This window comes from Paraburkholderia sp. EG286A, assembly GCF_040965375.1.
Lineage (GTDB): Bacteria > Pseudomonadota > Gammaproteobacteria > Burkholderiales > Burkholderiaceae > Paraburkholderia.
Map to the genome: position 1 here is coordinate 782,873 of NZ_JBFRCB010000001.1, position 18,546 is coordinate 801,418.

12 protein-coding genes are annotated in these 18,546 nt (G+C 68.0%); 4 read left to right on the plus strand and 8 right to left on the minus strand.

Annotated elements, in window-relative coordinates:
* Entirely contained in the window at positions 1-1,395 is a 1,395-nt protein-coding gene (locus AB4Y35_RS03560; protein WP_368703351.1) for a selenium-binding family protein, read from the minus strand.
* A 250-nt stretch (positions 1,396-1,645) separates the two neighbouring features.
* Here AB4Y35_RS03560 and AB4Y35_RS03565 point away from each other — a divergent pair, with 250 nt between their 5' ends.
* Positions 1,646-1,981 carry a DUF4148 domain-containing protein gene (locus AB4Y35_RS03565; RefSeq protein WP_342918681.1) on the plus strand — a complete coding sequence of 112 codons (336 nt, stop codon included), beginning with the start codon at positions 1,646-1,648 and terminating at the stop codon, positions 1,979-1,981.
* A gap of 131 nt (positions 1,982-2,112) precedes the next feature.
* Here AB4Y35_RS03565 and AB4Y35_RS03570 read toward each other — a convergent pair whose 3' ends face one another.
* Positions 2,113-2,670 carry a TetR/AcrR family transcriptional regulator gene (locus tag AB4Y35_RS03570; RefSeq protein WP_368688221.1) on the minus strand — a complete coding sequence of 186 codons (558 nt, stop codon included), beginning with the start codon at positions 2,668-2,670 and terminating at the stop codon, positions 2,113-2,115.
* Between the two features lie 110 nt (positions 2,671-2,780).
* On the opposite strand from AB4Y35_RS03570, the gene AB4Y35_RS03575 reads away from it, so the two are divergent.
* From AB4Y35_RS03575 to pbpC, 3 genes are all read left to right on the plus strand, one after another.
* Complete coding sequence (locus AB4Y35_RS03575; protein ID WP_368703352.1) at positions 2,781-3,569, plus strand: SDR family NAD(P)-dependent oxidoreductase; 789 nt, start codon at positions 2,781-2,783, stop codon at positions 3,567-3,569.
* A gap of 355 nt (positions 3,570-3,924) precedes the next feature.
* On the plus strand, positions 3,925-9,969 hold the full coding sequence (locus tag AB4Y35_RS03580) for an MG2 domain-containing protein (protein ID WP_368703353.1): 6,045 nt from the start codon (positions 3,925-3,927) through the stop codon (positions 9,967-9,969).
* Positions 9,966-12,242, plus strand: a complete 2,277-nt coding sequence (pbpC, locus tag AB4Y35_RS03585) for a penicillin-binding protein 1C (RefSeq protein ID WP_368703354.1) — start codon at positions 9,966-9,968, stop codon at positions 12,240-12,242. The genes AB4Y35_RS03580 and pbpC overlap by 4 nt, the downstream gene beginning before the upstream one ends.
* A 13-nt stretch (positions 12,243-12,255) precedes the next feature.
* On the opposite strand, the gene AB4Y35_RS03590 is transcribed toward pbpC, so the two are convergent.
* The 6 genes from AB4Y35_RS03590 to AB4Y35_RS03615 form a co-directional block, all read right to left on the minus strand.
* A complete protein-coding gene (locus AB4Y35_RS03590; RefSeq protein WP_368703355.1) occupies positions 12,256-13,800 on the minus strand; it encodes an efflux transporter outer membrane subunit in 1,545 nt (514 codons plus the stop codon).
* The gene (locus AB4Y35_RS03595; protein WP_368703838.1) at positions 13,797-14,777 is read right to left on the minus strand and encodes an efflux RND transporter periplasmic adaptor subunit; all 981 of its coding nucleotides are present in this window, start codon (positions 14,775-14,777) and stop codon (positions 13,797-13,799) included. The genes AB4Y35_RS03590 and AB4Y35_RS03595 overlap by 4 nt, the downstream gene beginning before the upstream one ends.
* Before the next feature lie 7 nt (positions 14,778-14,784).
* A complete protein-coding gene (locus AB4Y35_RS03600; RefSeq protein ID WP_027818583.1) occupies positions 14,785-14,994 on the minus strand; it encodes a DUF1656 domain-containing protein in 210 nt (69 codons plus the stop codon).
* A 37-nt stretch (positions 14,995-15,031) separates the two neighbouring features.
* Complete coding sequence (locus AB4Y35_RS03605) at positions 15,032-17,170, minus strand: FUSC family protein (protein WP_342918687.1); 2,139 nt, start codon at positions 17,168-17,170, stop codon at positions 15,032-15,034.
* A 17-nt stretch (positions 17,171-17,187) separates the two neighbouring features.
* Positions 17,188-17,652 carry a MarR family winged helix-turn-helix transcriptional regulator gene (locus AB4Y35_RS03610; RefSeq protein ID WP_069266182.1) on the minus strand — a complete coding sequence of 155 codons (465 nt, stop codon included), beginning with the start codon at positions 17,650-17,652 and terminating at the stop codon, positions 17,188-17,190.
* Between the two features lie 173 nt (positions 17,653-17,825).
* Entirely contained in the window at positions 17,826-18,512 is a 687-nt protein-coding gene (locus tag AB4Y35_RS03615) for an HAD family phosphatase (protein WP_324155459.1), read from the minus strand.
* Positions 18,513-18,546: the final 34 nt, after the last annotated feature.

The window sequence follows — 18,546 nt, forward strand, 5'->3', positions numbered from 1 at the left end:
TTATGGGTAGCAGTACGAATCGGATGAGCAGTCGCCGCCTTCGAGCCGGATCTGGTGCGGCCGGTGCGACTTCGGCCATTTGACGAAGAAGCGCTCGTCGAATTCGAGCCCGCCTTCGGGCGCGGCGTCGAGTTTCACCATCCAGCCGTCGATGCCTTCGGGATAGAACTGCGCGTCGATCGCGCCATACAGCGAGTTGCTGAAATAGACGCGCCGGCCGTCGCGGCTCACTTCCACCATTTGCGGGCCGCCGTTCAGCGCGCGTTCGGGCGCGAATGGATGCGCCGCGCGCGCTGCGATGCCGCCGATGCGCACGCAACCCGTCAGGCGCGCATTCTCAGGGTCCGACACATCATACTGGCGCAAATCGCCCGTTCCCCAGCACGCCGCGTAGAGGAAGCGGTCGTCGAGCGAGAGCGCGATATCGGTGACAAGCGGCGGCACGGCCGCAAATCCCTTGAGCATGGGCGGCAGATGCTCGGGATCGGCCGGCTCGGCCGGAATTTCGATGATCTTGCGTGCGGCCCACTGGTCGCCGTCGAGATACCACTGCCAGATCGAGGCCGAGAGGTCCTTCAGGCTGATCACGGAGTTCACGAAACCGTAGGGCCGCGTGGGGTTGTGCGCGGGGCGCAGCTCGAACACGAGCTGGTTTTCGGCGCCGAAGTCGAGCACCTGCTTGTGCTGGCGCGTGTGCAGATCCCAGAAGTGCAAACGATGGCCATACTGGCCGCCGAGCAGGACCTCGGGCACGAGGCCGTTCTCGAAGGTCGCGGGCAGCCCCCACTCGCTCGTCACGAGCGTGTCGTAGCCGAGGTGCCACCAGCCGTCGTAGGCGAGCTGCTGCGGGCCGCGGTCGATCTCCCACTGGCCGAGAATGTCGAAACTCTCGTGGTCCATCAGGAAAACGCCGCCGGGCGCCTCGCCCTGCGCGTTCGCAAGCGACGTCACATAAATGCCATCCGGCCCGCAATGCACGGTGTGCGGACGCGTGTAGCCCGCGCGCTGCGCGACGCTCTCGGGCTCGTGCACGCGCGCGATATGCGGGCGGCGCGCGTCAGGCCGGGTATCGACGATATGAATGCGCGAGGAGCGCAGCCCGGGCACGACGAGATAGCGGCGCTCGGTATGCGCGTGGGGGGCGTTGGGGCACAGGCACGAACTGCAGGCATTCCAGCCGAAATGGTGGAGCTCGTCGCCGACGTTGGGCATTGCCAGCCGATGCACGATGCGCCCGAATTCCGGCGAGCGCGGGTCCAGATCGACCACGTCGAGCGAATCGGGCACGCTGCGCGTGGGGTCGAAGCTGGCGACGTATGCCAGGGTCTCCGGCGGGGCTTCGCCTGCCATGCGCGCAGACGGGTAGAAGGTCGGGTCCGGTTGCCACGTCGCCATTGCTGCCCCCTCATCGAAGATTCGGAAGAGTTCCTATCATGCATCAGAGTGGCACAGTGCGTTGCACACGTGTTCCATATTCCATCCGGATAGAAGCTTATGCATTGAAGCAATGAAAGCCGATTAGGTGCGCTGCGGGAATAGTAAATTCGCTTTTGCAGCATTTATTCGCGAGGCCAACGTTCCTAGACTTGTAGCCAACGGATGCAGACAAGCAACTGCGCCGATTTCAAGTTACTGGAGGTTAGTCATGAGAACGCTCATCAAGGCCGTTGCGATCGCTGCCGTGCTTGCAGTGCCGGCCATTTCGTTTGCACAGTCGCAAGGCACCAATGGTCCTGTGACGCGTGCGCAAGTGCGTAGTGAACTGAAGCAGCTCGAAGCCGCGGGTTATCGTCCCTCGGTGAACGATCTGTATTACCCCGATGATCTGCAACGGGCCCAGGCGCGCGTGAACGCGCAAAGCGGTGGGGCCGTTGCGCAGGCAACCGGCTATGGCCCGGCTACGAGTGGCTCGTCGCAAAGCGGTGCGCGTACCGATGGCGCGGTTAGCAGCTATTCGCCGCCGGTATATAACGCGCATTGAGTTTGACCGCGGCAGGAAGCCGATTCATGCCGCATGATGACTATCAGCCCGCAACGGCGCGAAGGCGCACCGTTGCGGGCTGATTCGTTTCCCGCCTGCGCATGCGGCACACAGAGCGGCCACGTTCAGTCTCAGTCTCGCGGCGCCGCACGCTCGACTATCCACAGGCGCGTGGACTCGAGGATCTCGTTCGATAGCGCGGGATCGTCGCACAGCCGCGCAAGCACGACTGCACCCACCATCGCGGCCCAGCCGCCGATCGCCGCCTGGCGCGCCACCGCGGCGCCGGCGCCGTTCATACCCCCGCTCAGACGCTCGATTTGGCGCTCCAGACCGGCCGCCATGACGGCGCGCGCTTGCGGCGTTTGCCGCGCGGTTTCGGCGGCGAGCGCCGCGGTCGGACAGCCGTCCGCCACGTTGTCGCGATGTTCGGCACTGAGGTAGCGCGCCGCATAGCGCACCAGATCGGAATCGCCGCCTTCGCCCTGGGCAAAGACGTGGGCGAGCGTTTGCGCGATCAACTCGTCCTTCGACTTGAAATAGCCATAAAAGCCGCCGTGCGTCAGCCCGGCGGCGCTCATCACGTCCGCGACGGTCACCGCATCGTAGCCGCGCTCGCGAAAGAGCCGGCCGGCGGCTTGCAGGATCTGCTGGCGATTCATTTCCACCTGTTCGCGACTGACCCTCATTGTTCTCTCCGCTTTCCATCATTCGACGCTTGACATTATACATGATGGTCATCATGATTCCGTTTACATGACGTTCATCATGTAAACGGAATCCCCAAGGAGAAGTTTCGATGTCTGCTAAACCTGCTGTCCTGATCACTGGCGCGTCCACGGGTATCGGCGCCGTCTACGCCGACCGTTTCGCAAAGCGCGGTCATGACCTCGTGCTGGCGGCGCGCGATCGCGCCCGCATGGAAGACCTCGCGGCGCGCCTGCGCGAGCGCGATGGCGTGAACGTGGAAGTCGTGCGCGCCGATCTGGCCTCGCACGCCGACCTTGCGCTGCTGGAGGCGCGCCTCGCCGACGACGCACGCATCGGTGTGCTGATCAATAACGCGGGTGCGAGCCTGCCGGGCACCTTCGTCGAACAGGGCCCGGACGCCGTGGCCGGCCTCATCGGTCTGAACGTCACGGCGGTTGCGCGCCTCGCCGCGGCAGTCGCGCCGCGTTTCGCGCGCGAAGGCAAGGGGGCGATCGTGAATGTCGGTTCCGTCATTGGCCTCGCACCCGAGTTTCGTTCGAGCGTGTACGGCGCGACGAAGGCGTTCGTGCTGTATTTCTCGCAGTCGTTGAATCTGGAACTCGGCGGCAAGGGCGTGTACGTGCAGGCCGTCGTACCCGGCGCCACGCGCACCGAAATCTGGGAGCGCTCCGGCAAGGACGTGAATGCACTGCCGGCCGTGATGGAAGTGGACGATCTCGTCGACGCGGCGCTCGTGGGCTTCGACCGGCGCGAGACGGTGACGATCCCGCCGCTGCCCGACGCGCAGCAGTGGGACGATTACGAAGCCGCGCGGTCTGCAATGTTCGCGAACTTCGGCCAGTCGCAGCCGGCGGCGCGGTACCGCGAAGCCATGTAGTCCGATGTATTGCGGGCGGCCAGTGGCCGCCCGCGGTCCATGGCGAGCCGCGAGGCGCGGCCGCCGTCCCAGCGCATCCTCACTCCCACTCTCACCGGCTCGCGTCCGCAAGCCCGGCTAGCCTCTTCCCCGCAGTCCTCCCTTCGCCTTAGCCCGTTCGCAATTTCAGCGGTTTCCGATATCGCGATTTCCCGATTCGCGGCAAGCTGCGCGCCGGCGCTCGCGTTCTTCGCGAGCCGCCCGCATGGGGGCGCGGGCGGCCATTCCTGGCGCGCGGGCGCGCGGCGCCCTGTACCATTCACCGCACGCCGCCCGGCAATGGCCACGCGGCGCGCGTGCAAACGAGGACCGGTCGATGCAACGAATAACACGAACAACTCGCGGGTGGTGGACGTTGGCGCTTGCCCTGGTGCTGGGCTTGAGCATGGCGTGGGCGTGGCGCGCCTATGCCGCGCGCGCGGTGAGCGTGTCGCCGCAGGGCACCGTGGCGCAGGTGCGCCAGGTGGTGGTGAAGTTCGACGAGGCCATGGTGGCGTTCGGGGCGCCCGATGCGAAGGACCCCGCGCGCCTGCAATGCAGCAACGCGGCGGCCAGCGCGGGCCAGGGTCGCTGGATCGACGGGAAAACGTGGGCGTACGATTTCGCCGCCGATCTGCCGCCCGACGTGCAATGCAGCGTCACGCTCGTCGACGCGCTCAAATCGCAGGCGGGCAACGCAGTGACGGGCGTGCGCCGTTTCACGTTCTCCACGGGCGGCCCGTTCCCGCTGAGCGTACGTCCCTACGGTGGCGAAATAGAGGAAAACCAGGCATTCGTGCTGAAGCTCAATGGTCCCGCCACGCCGGCTTCCGTGCGCGAACACGTGTGGTGCGAGTCGGGTGGACTCGGCAACCGCATTCCGGTGCAGCCCGTCGATGCGTCCACGCGCGCGGCGCTGCTCAAACACTTCCGGCTCGAAAAGGACAGCGGGAGCGTGCTCACGCTCACCTGCCAGCAAACGCTGCCCTCCAGCGCGAAGATGCAGCTCGTGTACGGCAAGGGTGTGCTCGGACCGAACGGCACGCCCAACGACGTGGAGCGCCGCTTCGATTTCACGGTGCGCGAGCCGTTCACCGCGAGCATGAGTTGCGAGCGCGAGAATGCGAAGGCGCCATGCACGCCGCTGCGGCCCCTGCGCATCGACCTGAGCGCGCCGATTGCGCGCGCCGACGCGCAGAAGTTCCGTCTGCAAGGGCCGAAGGGGGAGGTCGCGCCGACTTTCCGCCCCGATGACAAGAACAACGAAGTCAGTTCGATCTCGTTCTCCGCGCCGTTGCCAGAGCGCGCGACGCTCACGATCACCGCACCCGCCGGCCTCGAGGACGTCAGCGGGCGAGCGCTCGCGAACGCCGATCTGTTCCCGCTGCATACGGCGACCGCGCCGATGCCGCCGCTCGCGAAATTTCCGTCCTCGACCTTCGGCATCATCGAGCGCTATGCGGAGCCGGGCACGCCGCCGCTCGTGCCGGTCACGCTGCGCAACGTCGAAGCCGACCTGCACGTGCAGGGGCTCAACGCGGGCGAGGCGAAGTTCGCCAGGCTCGCGGTGCAGTCCGATGCCGACATGCGCCGCTGGATGCGCCTCGTCGACCAGTTCGACAATTTTGGCATGAGCGAAACGTCGATCGACAAGCTGATGCCGGGGCTGCTCGCGCGCGCGAAGTCGCCCGTGGTGATTCCGCGCACGACGGGCGAGGGTGACGACGACGCGAAGGCGCGCATCATCGACGTGCGCTCGCTCTCGCTGCTCGACGGCCAGTCCGGCGTGCAGACCCTCACGCTGCCCAAGGCCGACCCAAAGGCGTTGCGGCCGTTCGAAGTGGTGGGCATACCCGTGCCGAAGCCGGGCTTCTACGTGATTGAACTCGCTTCGCCTGCGCTGGGCGCGTCGCTGCTCGGCAAGCCGGCACAAATGTACGTGCGCACGGCCGTGCTCGTCACCAATCTGGGCGTGCACTTCAAGCAGGGTCGCGAGAACAGCGTGGTGTGGGTCACCTCGCTCGACAAGGGCGAGCCGGTCGCAGGCGCCGACGTGCATGTATCGGATTGCAATGGCGAGACGATCGCCACGGGAAAGACGGATTCCCATGGACTCCTGACGATAGACGGGCCGCTGTCGAATCGTCGCGACTGCGGCGAAAACAGCTTTAGCGGGCTGTTCGTTTCGGCGCGCATCGACGACCCGAAAACGGGCCCCGACATGGCCTTCGTGCAATCGGACTGGAATCGCGGCATCGAGTCGTGGCGCTTCAATGTGCCGACCGACACGAGCCTGCAGCCCACGGTGCGCGCGCATACCGTGTTCGACCGCACGCTGCTGCGCGCGGGCGAGACGGTGTCGATGAAACACTTCATCCGCGCCCAGACGATGCATGGCTTCGCGCTCCCGCAGCAGTACCCCACGCGCGTGACGATACGCCATACCGGCAGCGGGCAGACCTGGCATCTGCCGCTCAAGTGGGCCGCCGACCATACGGCGGACTCGACCTTCGTGTTGCCGCCCGAAGCGAAGCTCGGCGAATACGACGTCTCGCTCGACGACGGCGACGCGAACGCGAACGCGAGCACGGCCAGCGACGGCAACGACAAAGCGGACAACAGCGCGGACGCCATTCATATGAGCTACGACAGCGGCAGCTTCCGCGTGGAAGCGTTCCGCTTGCCGGTGCTCAAGGGCACGATCGCGGTGCAGAACGAGAAGACGTCGCCGCTCGTCGCCGCTACCCAGGCGAGCGTGGCGGTGCAGATCGATTATGTGTCGGGCGGCGCGGCTTCGAATCTGCCCGTGCAGGTTTCGGCGCTCGTGAAGGACACGACGCCGTCGTTCGCCGGCACGTACAGCGATTTCAGTTTCGCGCCGTATGTGAGCGCGAACCAGGCCGACAACACGTCTGAAGACGAGGACAGCGGCCCACGGGAGGACAACGAGGTCGCGAAGCTCGTCGCCGACAAGGAGCCGCTCACGCTCGACCGCAACGGCGCAGGCACGCTCGTGCTGAAGAACCTGCCGGCCGTGGACGCGCCGAAGCGCCTCGCGCTCGAAGCGACTTTCGCGGACCCGAACGGCGAGGTGCAGACCGTCAGCGGCGCGGCCACACTCTGGCCCGCTGCCGTGGTGGCGGGCATCAAGTCGGGGCATTGGGTCTCCGTGGGCAATACCGTGCCGGTCACCGCGCTCGCGCTCGATCTGCAGGGCAAGCCGCACGCGGGCGTGAAGCTCGAAGTGCGCGGCGTGGCGAAGATCACGACGACTTCGCGCAAGCGCATGGTGGGCGGTTTCTACGCCTACGACAACCACACGGAAACGCGCGATCTCGGCACGCTGTGCAGCGGCACGAGCGACGATCACGGCTTGCTCACCTGCGACGCGAAGCTCAAGGAGGCGGGCAACATCCAGCTCGTGGCTACGGCGCGCGACGGTGACGGCCATGCCTCTACGGCGACGACCTCGGTATGGGTCACGCGCGAGGACGAACTCTGGTTCGGCAGCGAGAACACGGACCGCATCGACGTGCTGCCCGAGAAGACGAGCTACGAACCCGGCGAGACCGCGCGCTTCCAGGTGCGCATGCCATTCCGCTTCGCGACGGCGCTCGTCGCCGTGGAGCGCGAGGGCATCATCGAAACGCACGTGGTGCAACTCGACGGGCGCGACCCGACCGTCGAACTGAAGGTGAGCGACGCGTGGGGGCCCAACGTCTACGTTTCGGTACTCGCGCTGCGTGGGCGCATTCACGAAGTGCCGTGGTATTCGTTCTTCACCTGGGGATGGAAAGCGCCGCTCGAATGGGCGCGTGCGTTCTGGTACGAGGGGCGCCAGTACGAGGCGCCCACGCCGCTCGTCGATCTTTCGAAGCCGGCTTTCCGTTACGGGCTCGCGCAAATCCGCGTGGGCGACGCGGCGCACCGCCTCGCGGTGAGCGTGACGCCCGACGCGAAACGCTACGCGGTTCGCGCGACGTCGCACGTCCAGTTGCGCGTGCAGTTGCCGGGCGGCCAGGCGGTGCCGGCGGGTACGCAGATCGCCGTGGCGGCCGTGGATGAAGCACTGCTCGAACTGATGCCCAACCGCAGCTGGGATCTGCTCGACGCCATGCTGCAGCAACGCGCCTACGGCGTGGAGACGGCGACGGCGCAAATGGAGATCGTCGGGCGGCGGCACTTCGGGCGCAAGGCGGTGCCGGCGGGCGGCGGCGGCGGGCATGGCGCGACGCGCGAACTCTTCGACACGCTGCTCTACTGGAACCCGCGCGTCACGCTCGATGCGAAGGGCGAGGCGCAAGTGAGCGTGCCGCTGAACGACTCGATCACGCGTTTTCGCATCGTCGCGATTGCGGCGAGCGGGGTGGCGCGCTTCGGCACGGGCAGCGCGACCATCGAGAGCACGCAGGACCTGCAGCTGATCTCGGGCCTGCCGCCGCAGGTGCGCGAGGGCGACACCTTCCGCGCGCAGTTCACGCTGCGCAATACGACCCCGCGCGCGATGAAAGTGCTGGTCACGCCGAACGTGCCGCCGCTCGCGCTTGCCGCGCAGAGCGTGAACCTCGCACCCAATTCCTCGCGTGAGATTGCGTGGACCGTCGCGGTTCCCGACGATCTCGCCGAAGCGGAACGGCCCGCGCTCGCGTGGAACGTGAGCGCAACGGAGCAGGGCGGCGCGCATGCGGCTGATGCGGTGAAGCTCGCGCAGCAGGTGAGCGCGGCGATACCCGTGACGGTGCAGCAGGCCACGCTCGCGCAGGTGGACGGCACGCTCTCGATTCCCGTTGCGCCGCCGGCCAACGCGAGCATGACGCGTGCCGGCACGGTACGTGGCGGCATTGCGGTGTCGCTGCAGCCGAAGCTCGCGGACGGCCTGCCCGGCGTGCGCCGCTGGTTCACGCGCTACCCGTATTCCTGCCTCGAGCAGCAGACGTCGATCGCGATCGGCTTGCGCGACCCCGCGCGCTGGCAGGCGGAACTTGCGCGCCTGCCGGTGTATCTGGACCGCGACGGCCTCGCGAACTACTTCCCGCCCGCCGACGACAGCGCGAGCCGTGGCAGCACCGCGCTCACCGCGTATCTGCTCACGGTGAGCGACGAGGCGTCGAAGCTCGACCCGCGCTTCGCGCTTCCCGACGCCTTGCGCAGCAAGATGGTGGAGGGCCTCACGCGCTTCGTGGAAGGCCGCGTCGAGCGCAATGCGTGGGCGCCGCGCCGCGACCTCGATCTGCGCAAGCTGGCCGCTATCGACGCGCTGTCGCGCTACGGCGCGGCGAACGCGCGCCAGTTCGGCTCGATCGAGATCGCGCCGAACCAGTGGCCCACGTCGGCGGTGATCGACTATGCGGAAAGTCTCGCGCGCATGCGCGACGTGCCGGATCGCGCGGAGAAACTGGCGCAGCTCGAGCAGATCCTGCGCGCGCGGCTCACGTGGCAGGGCACGCAGCTGACCTTCTCGACGGCCGCCGAAGACGACTTGTGGTGGCTCATGACGGGCACGGAGGTCAACGCGGCGCGCCTCGCGCTGGCCTTTGTCGACAACCCCGCGTGGAAGGAGGAAATGCCGCGGCTCGTGGCGGGCCTGCTCGCGCTGCAACGCAACGGCGCCTGGAGCACGACGACGGCGAACGCGTACGGCTCGCTCGCGGTCGAGCGCTTCTCGCGCGTGTTCGAGCACGATCCGGTGACGGGCGCGACGAAGATCCAGCTCGGCGATACGTCTCGCCTCGTCGGCTGGAACGCGGCGGCGCAAGCGGCGGCGCAAGCGGCGTCGGGCGCCAGCGGGGCCACGGCGGCGACGCGCAATTCGCCCGCGCGCAGCACGCTGCTCGCATGGCCAAAGCAGAACGCGGCCGTGCCCCTCACGTTGACACAGGAAGGGAGCGGCAAACCGTGGGCCACGGTGGAAAGCCTCGCGGCGGTCGCCTTGCGTGCGCCGTTCGCGGCGGGCTATCGCATCACGAAGACCATCACGCCGGTGAGCGCCGCCGTGAAGGGCGTGTACACGCGCGGCGACGTCGTACGCGTGCGCCTCGACATCGACGCGCAGACCGACATGACGTGGGTCGTCGTGAACGACCCGATCCCTGCGGGCACGACGATCCTGGGCTCCGGACTCGGGCGCGATTCGGCCGTGGCGACGCAGGGCGAGAAGCAGGACGAGAACGGTCCGTGGCCCGCGTTCATCGAGCGCGGCTTCGACGGCTATCGCGCGTACTACGAGTTTCTGCCGAAGGGCAAGGTCACGGTGGAGTACACGGTGCGGCTCAACAACGTCGGCACCTTCGGGTTGCCGCCCACGCGCGTGGAGGCGCTCTACGCGCCGGCCACGTTCGGCGTCGCGCCGAATGCGCCGGTGGTCGTGAAGGCGGCGCCATGAGCGGTCCCTACGCGCTCCGGCATCGCGCGGCGGGGGCACTCGGCGTTGCCGCGCTGTGCCTCGTGCTGCTGCCGCTGCCCGCGTTCGCCCTGCCGACTTTCGATGATGTGCGCGGCCAGTGGCAAAGCTCCGACTGGGTGCTGCTGGCGCGCGACGGCACGCCGTTGCAGCGCACGCGGGTGGAGCATACCGCGAGGCGTGGCGACTGGGTCGCGCTCGCCGACGTGTCGCCGGCGCTGCGCGAGGCGATCGTCGTTTCGGAGGACAAACGATTCTACGAGCACAGCGGCGTGGACTGGCGCGGCGCGACTGCCGCCGCGTGGGCGAACCTCTGGAGTACACGCACGCGCGGGGCATCCACGGTCACGATGCAGCTCACGGGCCTGCTCGACGACGACCCGAAGCACTCGGGCCAGCGCTCGCTCGCGCAAAAGGCCGTGCAAGCCGTGGACGCGCTGCGGCTCGAACGCACCTGGCGCAAGGACCAGATTCTCGAGGCGTATCTGAACCTCGTGCCGTTCCGCGGCGAGACCGTGGGTCTTGCCGCGCTTTCGCAAACGCTCTTCGGCAAGGCGCCGTCGGGCCTCGACGAACGCGAATCGGCCGTCGCCGCCGCGCTGATCCGCGCGCCCAACGCGCCTTATACGAAGGTCGCCACGCGCGCGTGCCGCATCCTGCGCGACATGCATGCGGCGAACGTCGATAACGGCTGCCCGAATCTCGATGCCTTCGTTCAGATGGCGTTCGCGCGCCCGGCCATCGCTGCCGACGATCCCTCGTTCGACGGGCGCAGCGAAAACTCGCCGCAGCTGGCACCCCACTTCGCGCGCCAGATCGCCAACGCCGTGCATCCCGCGCCCGGCATGCGCGTGCGCTCGACGCTCGACGCGAACCTGCAACGCTACGCGCGCGACACGCTCACGCGCACGCTCATCGAACTCAATGCGCGCGCCCATCCGCGCAATGTGCAGGACGGCGCGGTCGTCGTGCTCGACAACGCAACGGGCGAAGTGCTCGCGTGGGTCGGGTCGTCAGGCGGCCTGTCGAAGGCGCGCGAGGTCGACGCGGCGCTCGCGCTGCGCCAGGCGGGCTCGACGCTCAAGCCTTTTCTCTACGCCGAGGCCATTGACGAGCGCCGCGTGACGACTGCCTCGCTGCTCGACGACGCCCCGCTCGATCTCGCGGCGGGCGGCGGCCTCTACATGCCGCAGAACTACGACAAGGGATTCAAGGGCTGGGTGAGCGTGCGCACTGCGCTCGGCTCGTCGCTGAACGTGCCGGCCGTGCGTACGCTCGTGATGGTGACGCCGCACCGGTTCGCGAAGACGCTCACGGCGCTCGGCCTGCCGCTCACGCAGGCGGGCGACTACTACGGCTTCAGCCTCGCGCTGGGCAGCGCGGATGTGAGCCTCGTCACGCTCACGAACGCGTATCGCGCACTGGCCAATGGCGGCGTCGCGAGCCCGATCGCCGAATTGCCTGCGCCTGCGCAGGCCGCATCGAATAGCGCGTCAAAGCGGGTTTTCAGCCGCGAGTCCGCGTTCATCGTCACCGACGTCCTCGCCGACAACAATGCGCGCACGCGCACTTTCGATTTCGACAGTCCGCTGGATACGCGCATGTTTTCCGCGGTCAAGACGGGCACGAGCAAGGACATGCGCGACAACTGGACCGTGGGCTTCACGTCGCGCTATACGGTGGGCGTGTGGGTCGGCAACGCGGATGGCTCGCCCATGTGGGACGTGTCGGGCGTCACGGGCGCGGCGCCGGTGTGGGCCGCCATCGTCGGCTATCTGCATCGGCGCATGCCGAGTGTCGCGCCGGCCGCGCCGCCGGGCGTCGAGCGCGTGCGCGTGCAGTTCGCCAATGCCGTGGAGCCCTCCCGCAACGAGTGGTTCATCGCGGGCACGTCTACGCCGCTCGTGGGTCTCGCATCGAATGCCGCCGATCTCGCGCGTGGGCCCGCGCAAATCGGCAGCCCCGTGGACGGCACCATTTTCGCGCTCGATCCCGACATTCCCGCGCAGCGTCAGCGCGTCTGGTTCGAGCGTGCCACGGGGTCGAGCGCGCGCGTGAACTGGCGCCTGGACGGCAAGGCGCTGGGCGGCGCCGCGCGCGTCGCGTGGCTGCCCTGGCCGGGCAAGCACACGCTCGAACTCGTCGATGCGAGCGGGCAGGTCACCGATACCGTGCGCTTCGAGGTGCGCGGCGCGCTTGCGAAGCCACAGAAGTCGATGCGCGCCGACGCCGCGCAAAGCGGCGTGGCGCGCTGAAGGAGAGGCCAGCTTAATTCGCGGGCGCAGTCGCGGCGGTGGCCGCCGGTGCCGCTGATGCCGGCTGGCTGCCTTGCGCCCCTTGCTGCTGCAGCGTTTGCTGATTGCCTTCCCAGCCGCCGCCGAGCGCGAGGAACAACCGCACCTGGTCGAGCGCGACCTGGCCTTCGGCCGCGGCGACCTGTGCGTGCACGGTGGTGAGCGTGCGCGTGGCGTCGAGGTCGGAGAGGAACGGTTCGCGGCCCGCCGCATAGAGACGATGCGTTTCGTCCGCCGACTGCTGTGCGGACGTATAGGCCGTGCGCAGCGCATCGGCGCGCTGGTCGTCGGCGGCATAGGTCGCGAGGCTCGACTGCGTTTCGCGCAGCGCGTTGAGCACGACGCCGTCGAAGTGCGCGAGCGCGCCGCCCGTCGCGGCCTCCGCGGCGCGCACGCGGTCGCGCTGGCCGTTGACCGGGAAGGTCCAGCTGATCAGGGGTCCGAACGACCACGCATTGGTCGCGGGGGTGAACAGGTCGCTGGTCAGGCCGATCGTGCCCACGCCCGCGCCGAACGTGACGTCGGGGTACATCGAGGCGATCGCCACGCCAATGCGCGCCGTCGATGCCGCGAGCTGGCGTTCGGCCTCGCGCACGTCGGGGCGGCGCTTGAGGAGCCCGGCGCCGTCACCGACGGGAATCGGCTGCTTGAGCCTGGGCAGGCGTTTGCACGCGAGCGCGGCGGGCGGCAGGTCCCTGGGCGCGCGTGCGAGCAGCATGGCGAGCTGATACTGGGCCACGCGCCGGCGTCCCTCGAAGCGCGGGATATCGGCGGCGATCGTGTTGGCCTGGGTCTGCCCGCGCGTCACGTCGGGCTGGTTGCCGCGGCCCGCGTCGCGCAGGCGCTTCGTGAGCGCCACGCGCTCGTTCTGCAGCTTGAGCGATTCCTGCGCGATCTCCAGTTCCTCGGCGGCCGAGCACGATTCCACGTAAGCCTGCGCCACGTTGGCGACCACGGTGATGCGCGCGAGATCGGCTGCGGCTTCGACGGCTGCGTCGTCGGCGCGCGCGGCTTCCACGCCGCGCCTAAGCTTGCCGAACAGGTCGAATTCATACGAGATGTTGACGCCGAGGTCACCCAGCGTCGCGACAGGCACCTTTTCGAACAGGAGGAATTGCTCGCCCGACACCTGCGCGCGCTCGGCCGCGGCATGTGCGTTGCCCGAGAAGCCGCCCTGTGCGTTGGCGACGTCGACGGCTGCACGCGAGCGCGCGAGATTCGCCGCCGCCACGCGCAGGTCCGTGTTCGACTTCAACGCTTCCTGCACGAGTTCGTTGAGCGTGGGGTCGTCGTAAAGCTGCCACCAGTTGGCGGGCACGCCCAGTTGCGAGACGGGCGCGCGGTCCGCGCCGTCGATCGGGCCTTGCGCGAGCGGCGCATTGACCACGGCTTCCTGCGGCACGTGGTAGTTGGGACCGAGCGTGATGCACGCGCCCAGCGCGAGCGTGAGCGGCGCGAGCGCGAGGTTGGGCCAGACGTTGGGCGAAAAGCGGCGGCGCCAGAAACTACGGCGTGTCATTGCGAAGCTCCGGCAGCCTGGGAAGCGGTGGGGGCGCTCGCACCCGTGGCGGGCTGCGAAGCGACGGCGCCGCTGGCGTTGTTCGCGTGGGCGGCCTGGCGGTCGTTGTTCGCTTCGGTGCGCACGGCCACGGTTGCCGTGCGGCCCGCGATCATGCGGAAATCGGCGGGCACTTCGTCGAGCGCCACGCGCACCGGAATGCGCTGCGCGAGACGCACCCAGCTGAACGCCGGATTCACGTTGGGCAGCAGGTTCGGCGCCGCCTGGCGGTCGCGGTCCTCGATCGCCGCGACGATGCTCTGCACATGACCACGCAGCGGGCGCGTCTCGCCCATCACCGTGATCTCCACGGGTTGGCCGATCTGAATGCCGTGCAGGCGCGTTTCCTCGAAGTAACCGTCCACGCGGAACGAATGCATGTCCACGACGGCGACCACCGCGCGGCCCGCCGTGACGTACTCGCCGACACGCGGCGCGCGGTCGTTCAAATAACCGTCCACGGGGCTCACGATCGTCGTGCGCTGAAGATTGAGCCTGGCGGTGTCGACCTGGACCTGGGCGTCGGCCGCTGCGGCTTCGCCCTGATCGACGCGCGTGCGGCTTTCCTCGAGCGTTTCCGCCGCCACGAGATTGCCGAGCGCGATATTGCGCGCGTATTCGCGCTTCGCCTGGGCGAGCGTGGCCTTGCGCTGCTCGAGCGTGGCCTCGGCGAGGCGCAGCGCGAGCGAGTAGCGCGCCTGGTCGATCACGAACAGCACCTGGCCTTGCTTGACCTGCTGGTTGTCGGCAACGTCGACGCGGGTGATGAGTCCGCCCACGTCGGGCGCGACCTGGATCACGTCGGCGCGCACGCGGCCGTCGCGCGTCCACGGCGAGAACATGTAGTAATTGACGATGCGCCACAGCACGAGGGCGGCGACCACGACGACGATGAGCGTCAGCAGGATCTGTCCTGCGGAGAACCAGGTTTTTTTCACGTTCACGTTAATTCACGAAGCGATGCGACACGATGATGACGGCAGCCAGCACGAAGACATAGATGCCGAGATCGAAAATGGAACGATGCCACACGAGCCGGTAAAAGCCGACGCGCGTGAGCACCTTGCCGATCACGACATTGATGAGGTACGCGATCAGCATCAGCACGAGCACGGCGGGCACGAACACGCCAAAGATATCGATTTCGCCGATCATGATGCGGGTTTCGAAAAAGGATGAGAGGGACGCGCGCTCATGCCGTGGCCTCCGGGTTGGAAGGCGATTGCGCCGCAAGCGCCGGATAGAGCGCGATGCGCAGGCCCACCAGCGCGTGCAGCGTGTCGCGCAGCCAGCGCTGCGAGACGAGCGCGCGCGGCGCGGGCTGGGCATCGGCGTCGGCAAGCGTGGCGGGCGGCAGTTGCGCGCGCGCGCGAGCCGCGACGCGTCGCATGGCGTCGTCGATGCTGGAGAGCAGCGCGGACGGGGCGTCCTGGCGCTCGCTCGCACGCGCGCAGCGCGCATAGTGGTCGCTGACGCCCGCGAGCACGCGGTCGATCGCGTCGGGCACGTCGCCGTCGAGCTTGTGGCGCGAGCGCCGCAAATCGAGCGAATTGAGCGCGATACGCAGGTCGCGGAAGCTCTCGATCGACGGATGGCGGTGCTCGTCGGAAGCGGCGAGACGCGGAATGAGCTGCATGAGGCGATCGACCATGCGCGAGGTGAGATTGCGCTGGTCCGCGATCGGCGTGGGCGATGCCGAGAGCGCGACGTCGCTCCAGCTCGAGCGCAGGAGGCGCCGCGCCGCGAGTTCGGCGCCGAACGGGCGCGTGACGCGGGTCCACAGATAGGCGAACAGCAGGCCCGCCACGCCGGCAATATTGCTGTTCAGGAAGACGAAGAAGTCCGACTCGTAAGCACTCTGCACGCTGATGAAGGTGGCCGTGTTCACGGCCACGAGCATCGTCACCATGTTGAAGGCCGGGCGCGGAATGAGCGTGCCGATCAGGATGAACGGGCCCGCGAACAGCAGCACGAGCATCGCGAAGTCGTGCACCTTGGGCAGCGCGACGAATAGATAAAGGCCCGCGAATACCACGCTCGCCGCGGTGGCGAGGAAGAAGCGGAACACCAGCGGCGCGGGCTCGTCGGATGCCGCAAAAAAGCAGCAGGCCACGGCCGCGAGGGTCACCGCGCCCGCGCCGTCGTGCCAGCCCGAGCTGACCCATAGCCAGCAGGCCACGAGAATCGCGCTCACCGGCACGAGGCACGAGAACAGCATGAGGCCGCGATCGTAGAAGCGTTCGGTGCCGCCAAGGCGCCAGTGACGATAGCGCGGCCGCCACGAGCCGATTTTTGCTTCGTGCGCGATGAGCGCGCGCAGCGCGCGGCAGTCCTGCCACACGTCGATCACCTGGCCGAGCCGCCAGAGCGCGTTCGAGAGCAGCGCGCCTTCCCAGCTCGAAAGCGCGTCGCGCGCGGGCTGCAGCGTCGCGATGCGCTTGCGCAGATTCTCTGCGGTCGGGTCGCCCGCGTCGTCGTGCATCTCGGCGGCGCGCGTGGGCAGCGGCTCGTCGAACCAGCGCGCCGCGTCGGCGAGCAGGCTGTCGAGGCCCTCCGGCCACACGTGCAGATCGCGGCGCAGCGCGACGAGCGGGTCGGCGAGCGCGGAGATCATCGGCAGAAAGAGCTGCATGCGTCCGCGCAGCGACTCGGCGCGCTCGAGGATCTCGGGGTGCGTGTGGTCGTAGCTCAACTGGCTCAGCAGGAATTCGAGCTGGTTGACCGTGGCGGCGAGACGTTGACGGCAGGCCGAAAGCGCCTTGCCCGCAATATGGCCCGAGAGCGTTTCGCTGCCGTACCAGGCGGCGTCGCGGAACCATGCGTCGGCGCGCTCGATGAGCGTGGGCGCGAGGCGGCTAGGCAGGATGTTGCTGCCCACCACGCTCGCGCAAATGATGCCGACCGTGATTTCCTGCGTGCGCGCGATCGCCACGTCGAACACGGTGGTGGGATCGGTTACGGTGGGCAGCGCGATGAGCGGCATCGTATAGCCCGCGAGCATGAACACGTAACTGCGCGCGGTGCGGTCGGAGATCGCCAGATAGAGCAGCGTGCCCGTCCAGGTCGCGACGATCGCGCTGAAGAGCAGCGGCGTTTCGACGAAGGGCGGCACGAGCGCGATGGCGGCGGCCGCGCCGAGCGCGGTGCCGAGCGCGCGGTACAGGGCCTTCGAGCGCGTGGCGCCCACGAACGGGTTCGAGACGATGTACACGCTGGCCATCGCCCAATAGGGGCGCGGCAGCTGGAATTTGAGCGCGATATAGAGCGCCAGCATCGACGCGGCGAAGGTCTTGACCGAAAAGAGCCAGTCGCGGATGGAGGGGTAGGTCATGAGTCCGCTGTCTGCTTTCAGTCGTGTAAGGGCCGGTCAGCCTGGTCTGCGGGGGGAACTGCGTTGAACGCGTTGAGCACGCGCAGCGTCGCTTCGAGGTCGGCGCGGCTCACGCCTTTGAGCACGCGGGCGCGCAGCGAGCGCAGCTCGTCCTCCATGCGCTCGGTCACGGCGCGGCCTTCGCTCGTGAGCGAGATCGTTTTTGCGCGGCGGTCGTCGGGGTCTTCGTCGCGGCGCACGAGGCCCGCGGCGCAGAGCTGGTCGAGCAGGCGCACGAGCGAAGGGCCTTCGATGCCCACGTGCTCCGCAAGCGTCACCTGGCGCACGGCTTCGCCAAGGCGCCCGGCGGTGAGCAGCGGCGCGGCGCATGCCTCGGAGACGTTGTATGCGGTGAGGGCGCCGTGCGTCGTGCGCCGCCATTTGCGTGCCGCCACGACGAGCGTGCTGCTGACCGCAAGGCGTAAAGTATGAAGATTCGACATCGGCGGATCATAGCCCAAAGCGATTCGATAGCAAACTATCTTTTTCTTTCGCAGCGCTACGAATCGGATGGTATGCGACTCGTCGGCAGCCTGCTTTCTATCTGATGCGTGGTGATGCGTACGGCCAACAGTGCGCGCGGCGCATGGCTCTTTTAGCGCTGTTTTATACGCGCTTAACTATTTGACCAGCGGGAAAGCAGGGCGGGAAGCTGCACCATGTCGGTGAATACGTGCGCGACGCCTGCCTCGAGCAGCGCCTGCGCGCTGCTGTGGCCGGGCTCGGGCGGGCTGTAGCCGAACACGGTGGCGCCCGCGGCGAGGCCCGCGCGCGCGCCCGTGACCGTGTCCTCGATCACGGCGCAGCGGGCGGGCGCCACGCCGAGGCCGGCCGCCGCCGCGAGATAGACATCGGGATGCGGCTTGCTGCGCGGCGTTTCGTGGCCGCTGTAGATATGCCCTGCGAAGCAGCCGAGCAGGTTCACCTTGCGCAGTTGCAACTCGACCTTGCGCCGGTCCGCACCCGAGGCGACGGCGATGCGCCCGTTCATGGCCGCGTACACCGCACGCACGGCCGCGGGCGCGCCCGGGATCTCGACGAGATCGCGCTCCAGCGCTTCATTGCGGCGCGCGCGAAAGCCTTCGAGCCAGGCGTCGGTAATCGCGAATCCCGTATGCGCTTCGATGCGCGCGGCTTCGTCTTTCACGGCCTTACCAACGAAGATGCCCATGGCTTCGTCTACCGTGAGCGTCCAGCCGAGTTCGCCCAGCATCTGCGTGAGCACCACGTGCGTAATGCGTTCTGAGTCGACGAGCACGCCGTCGCAGTCGAAGAGGATGGCGTCGAAGGGGATGGGGGACATCGTTTGCCTGCGGTTGCTTTCAGTTGCCTGCGGT

What these genes read in the sequence shown, in the direction of transcription:
- AB4Y35_RS03570 (WP_368688221.1), bottom strand. Translation starts at nt 2,670, where the DNA reads ATGAGGGTCAGTCGCGAACAGGTGGAAATGAATCGCCAGCAGATCCTG.
- AB4Y35_RS03575 (WP_368703352.1), top strand. Translation starts at nt 2,781, where the DNA reads ATGTCTGCTAAACCTGCTGTCCTGATCACTGGCGCGTCCACGGGTATC.
- AB4Y35_RS03565 (WP_342918681.1), top strand. Translation starts at nt 1,646, where the DNA reads ATGAGAACGCTCATCAAGGCCGTTGCGATCGCTGCCGTGCTTGCAGTG.
- AB4Y35_RS03580 (WP_368703353.1), top strand. Translation starts at nt 3,925, where the DNA reads ATGCAACGAATAACACGAACAACTCGCGGGTGGTGGACGTTGGCGCTT.
- AB4Y35_RS03600 (WP_027818583.1), bottom strand. Translation starts at nt 14,994, where the DNA reads ATGATCGGCGAAATCGATATCTTTGGCGTGTTCGTGCCCGCCGTGCTC.
- AB4Y35_RS03590 (WP_368703355.1), bottom strand. Translation starts at nt 13,800, where the DNA reads ATGACACGCCGTAGTTTCTGGCGCCGCCGCTTTTCGCCCAACGTCTGG.
- AB4Y35_RS03605 (WP_342918687.1), bottom strand. Translation starts at nt 17,170, where the DNA reads ATGACCTACCCCTCCATCCGCGACTGGCTCTTTTCGGTCAAGACCTTC.
- pbpC (WP_368703354.1), top strand. Translation starts at nt 9,966, where the DNA reads ATGAGCGGTCCCTACGCGCTCCGGCATCGCGCGGCGGGGGCACTCGGC.
- AB4Y35_RS03615 (WP_324155459.1), bottom strand. Translation starts at nt 18,512, where the DNA reads ATGTCCCCCATCCCCTTCGACGCCATCCTCTTCGACTGCGACGGCGTG.
- AB4Y35_RS03610 (WP_069266182.1), bottom strand. Translation starts at nt 17,652, where the DNA reads ATGTCGAATCTTCATACTTTACGCCTTGCGGTCAGCAGCACGCTCGTC.
- AB4Y35_RS03560 (WP_368703351.1), bottom strand. Translation starts at nt 1,395, where the DNA reads ATGGCGACGTGGCAACCGGACCCGACCTTCTACCCGTCTGCGCGCATG.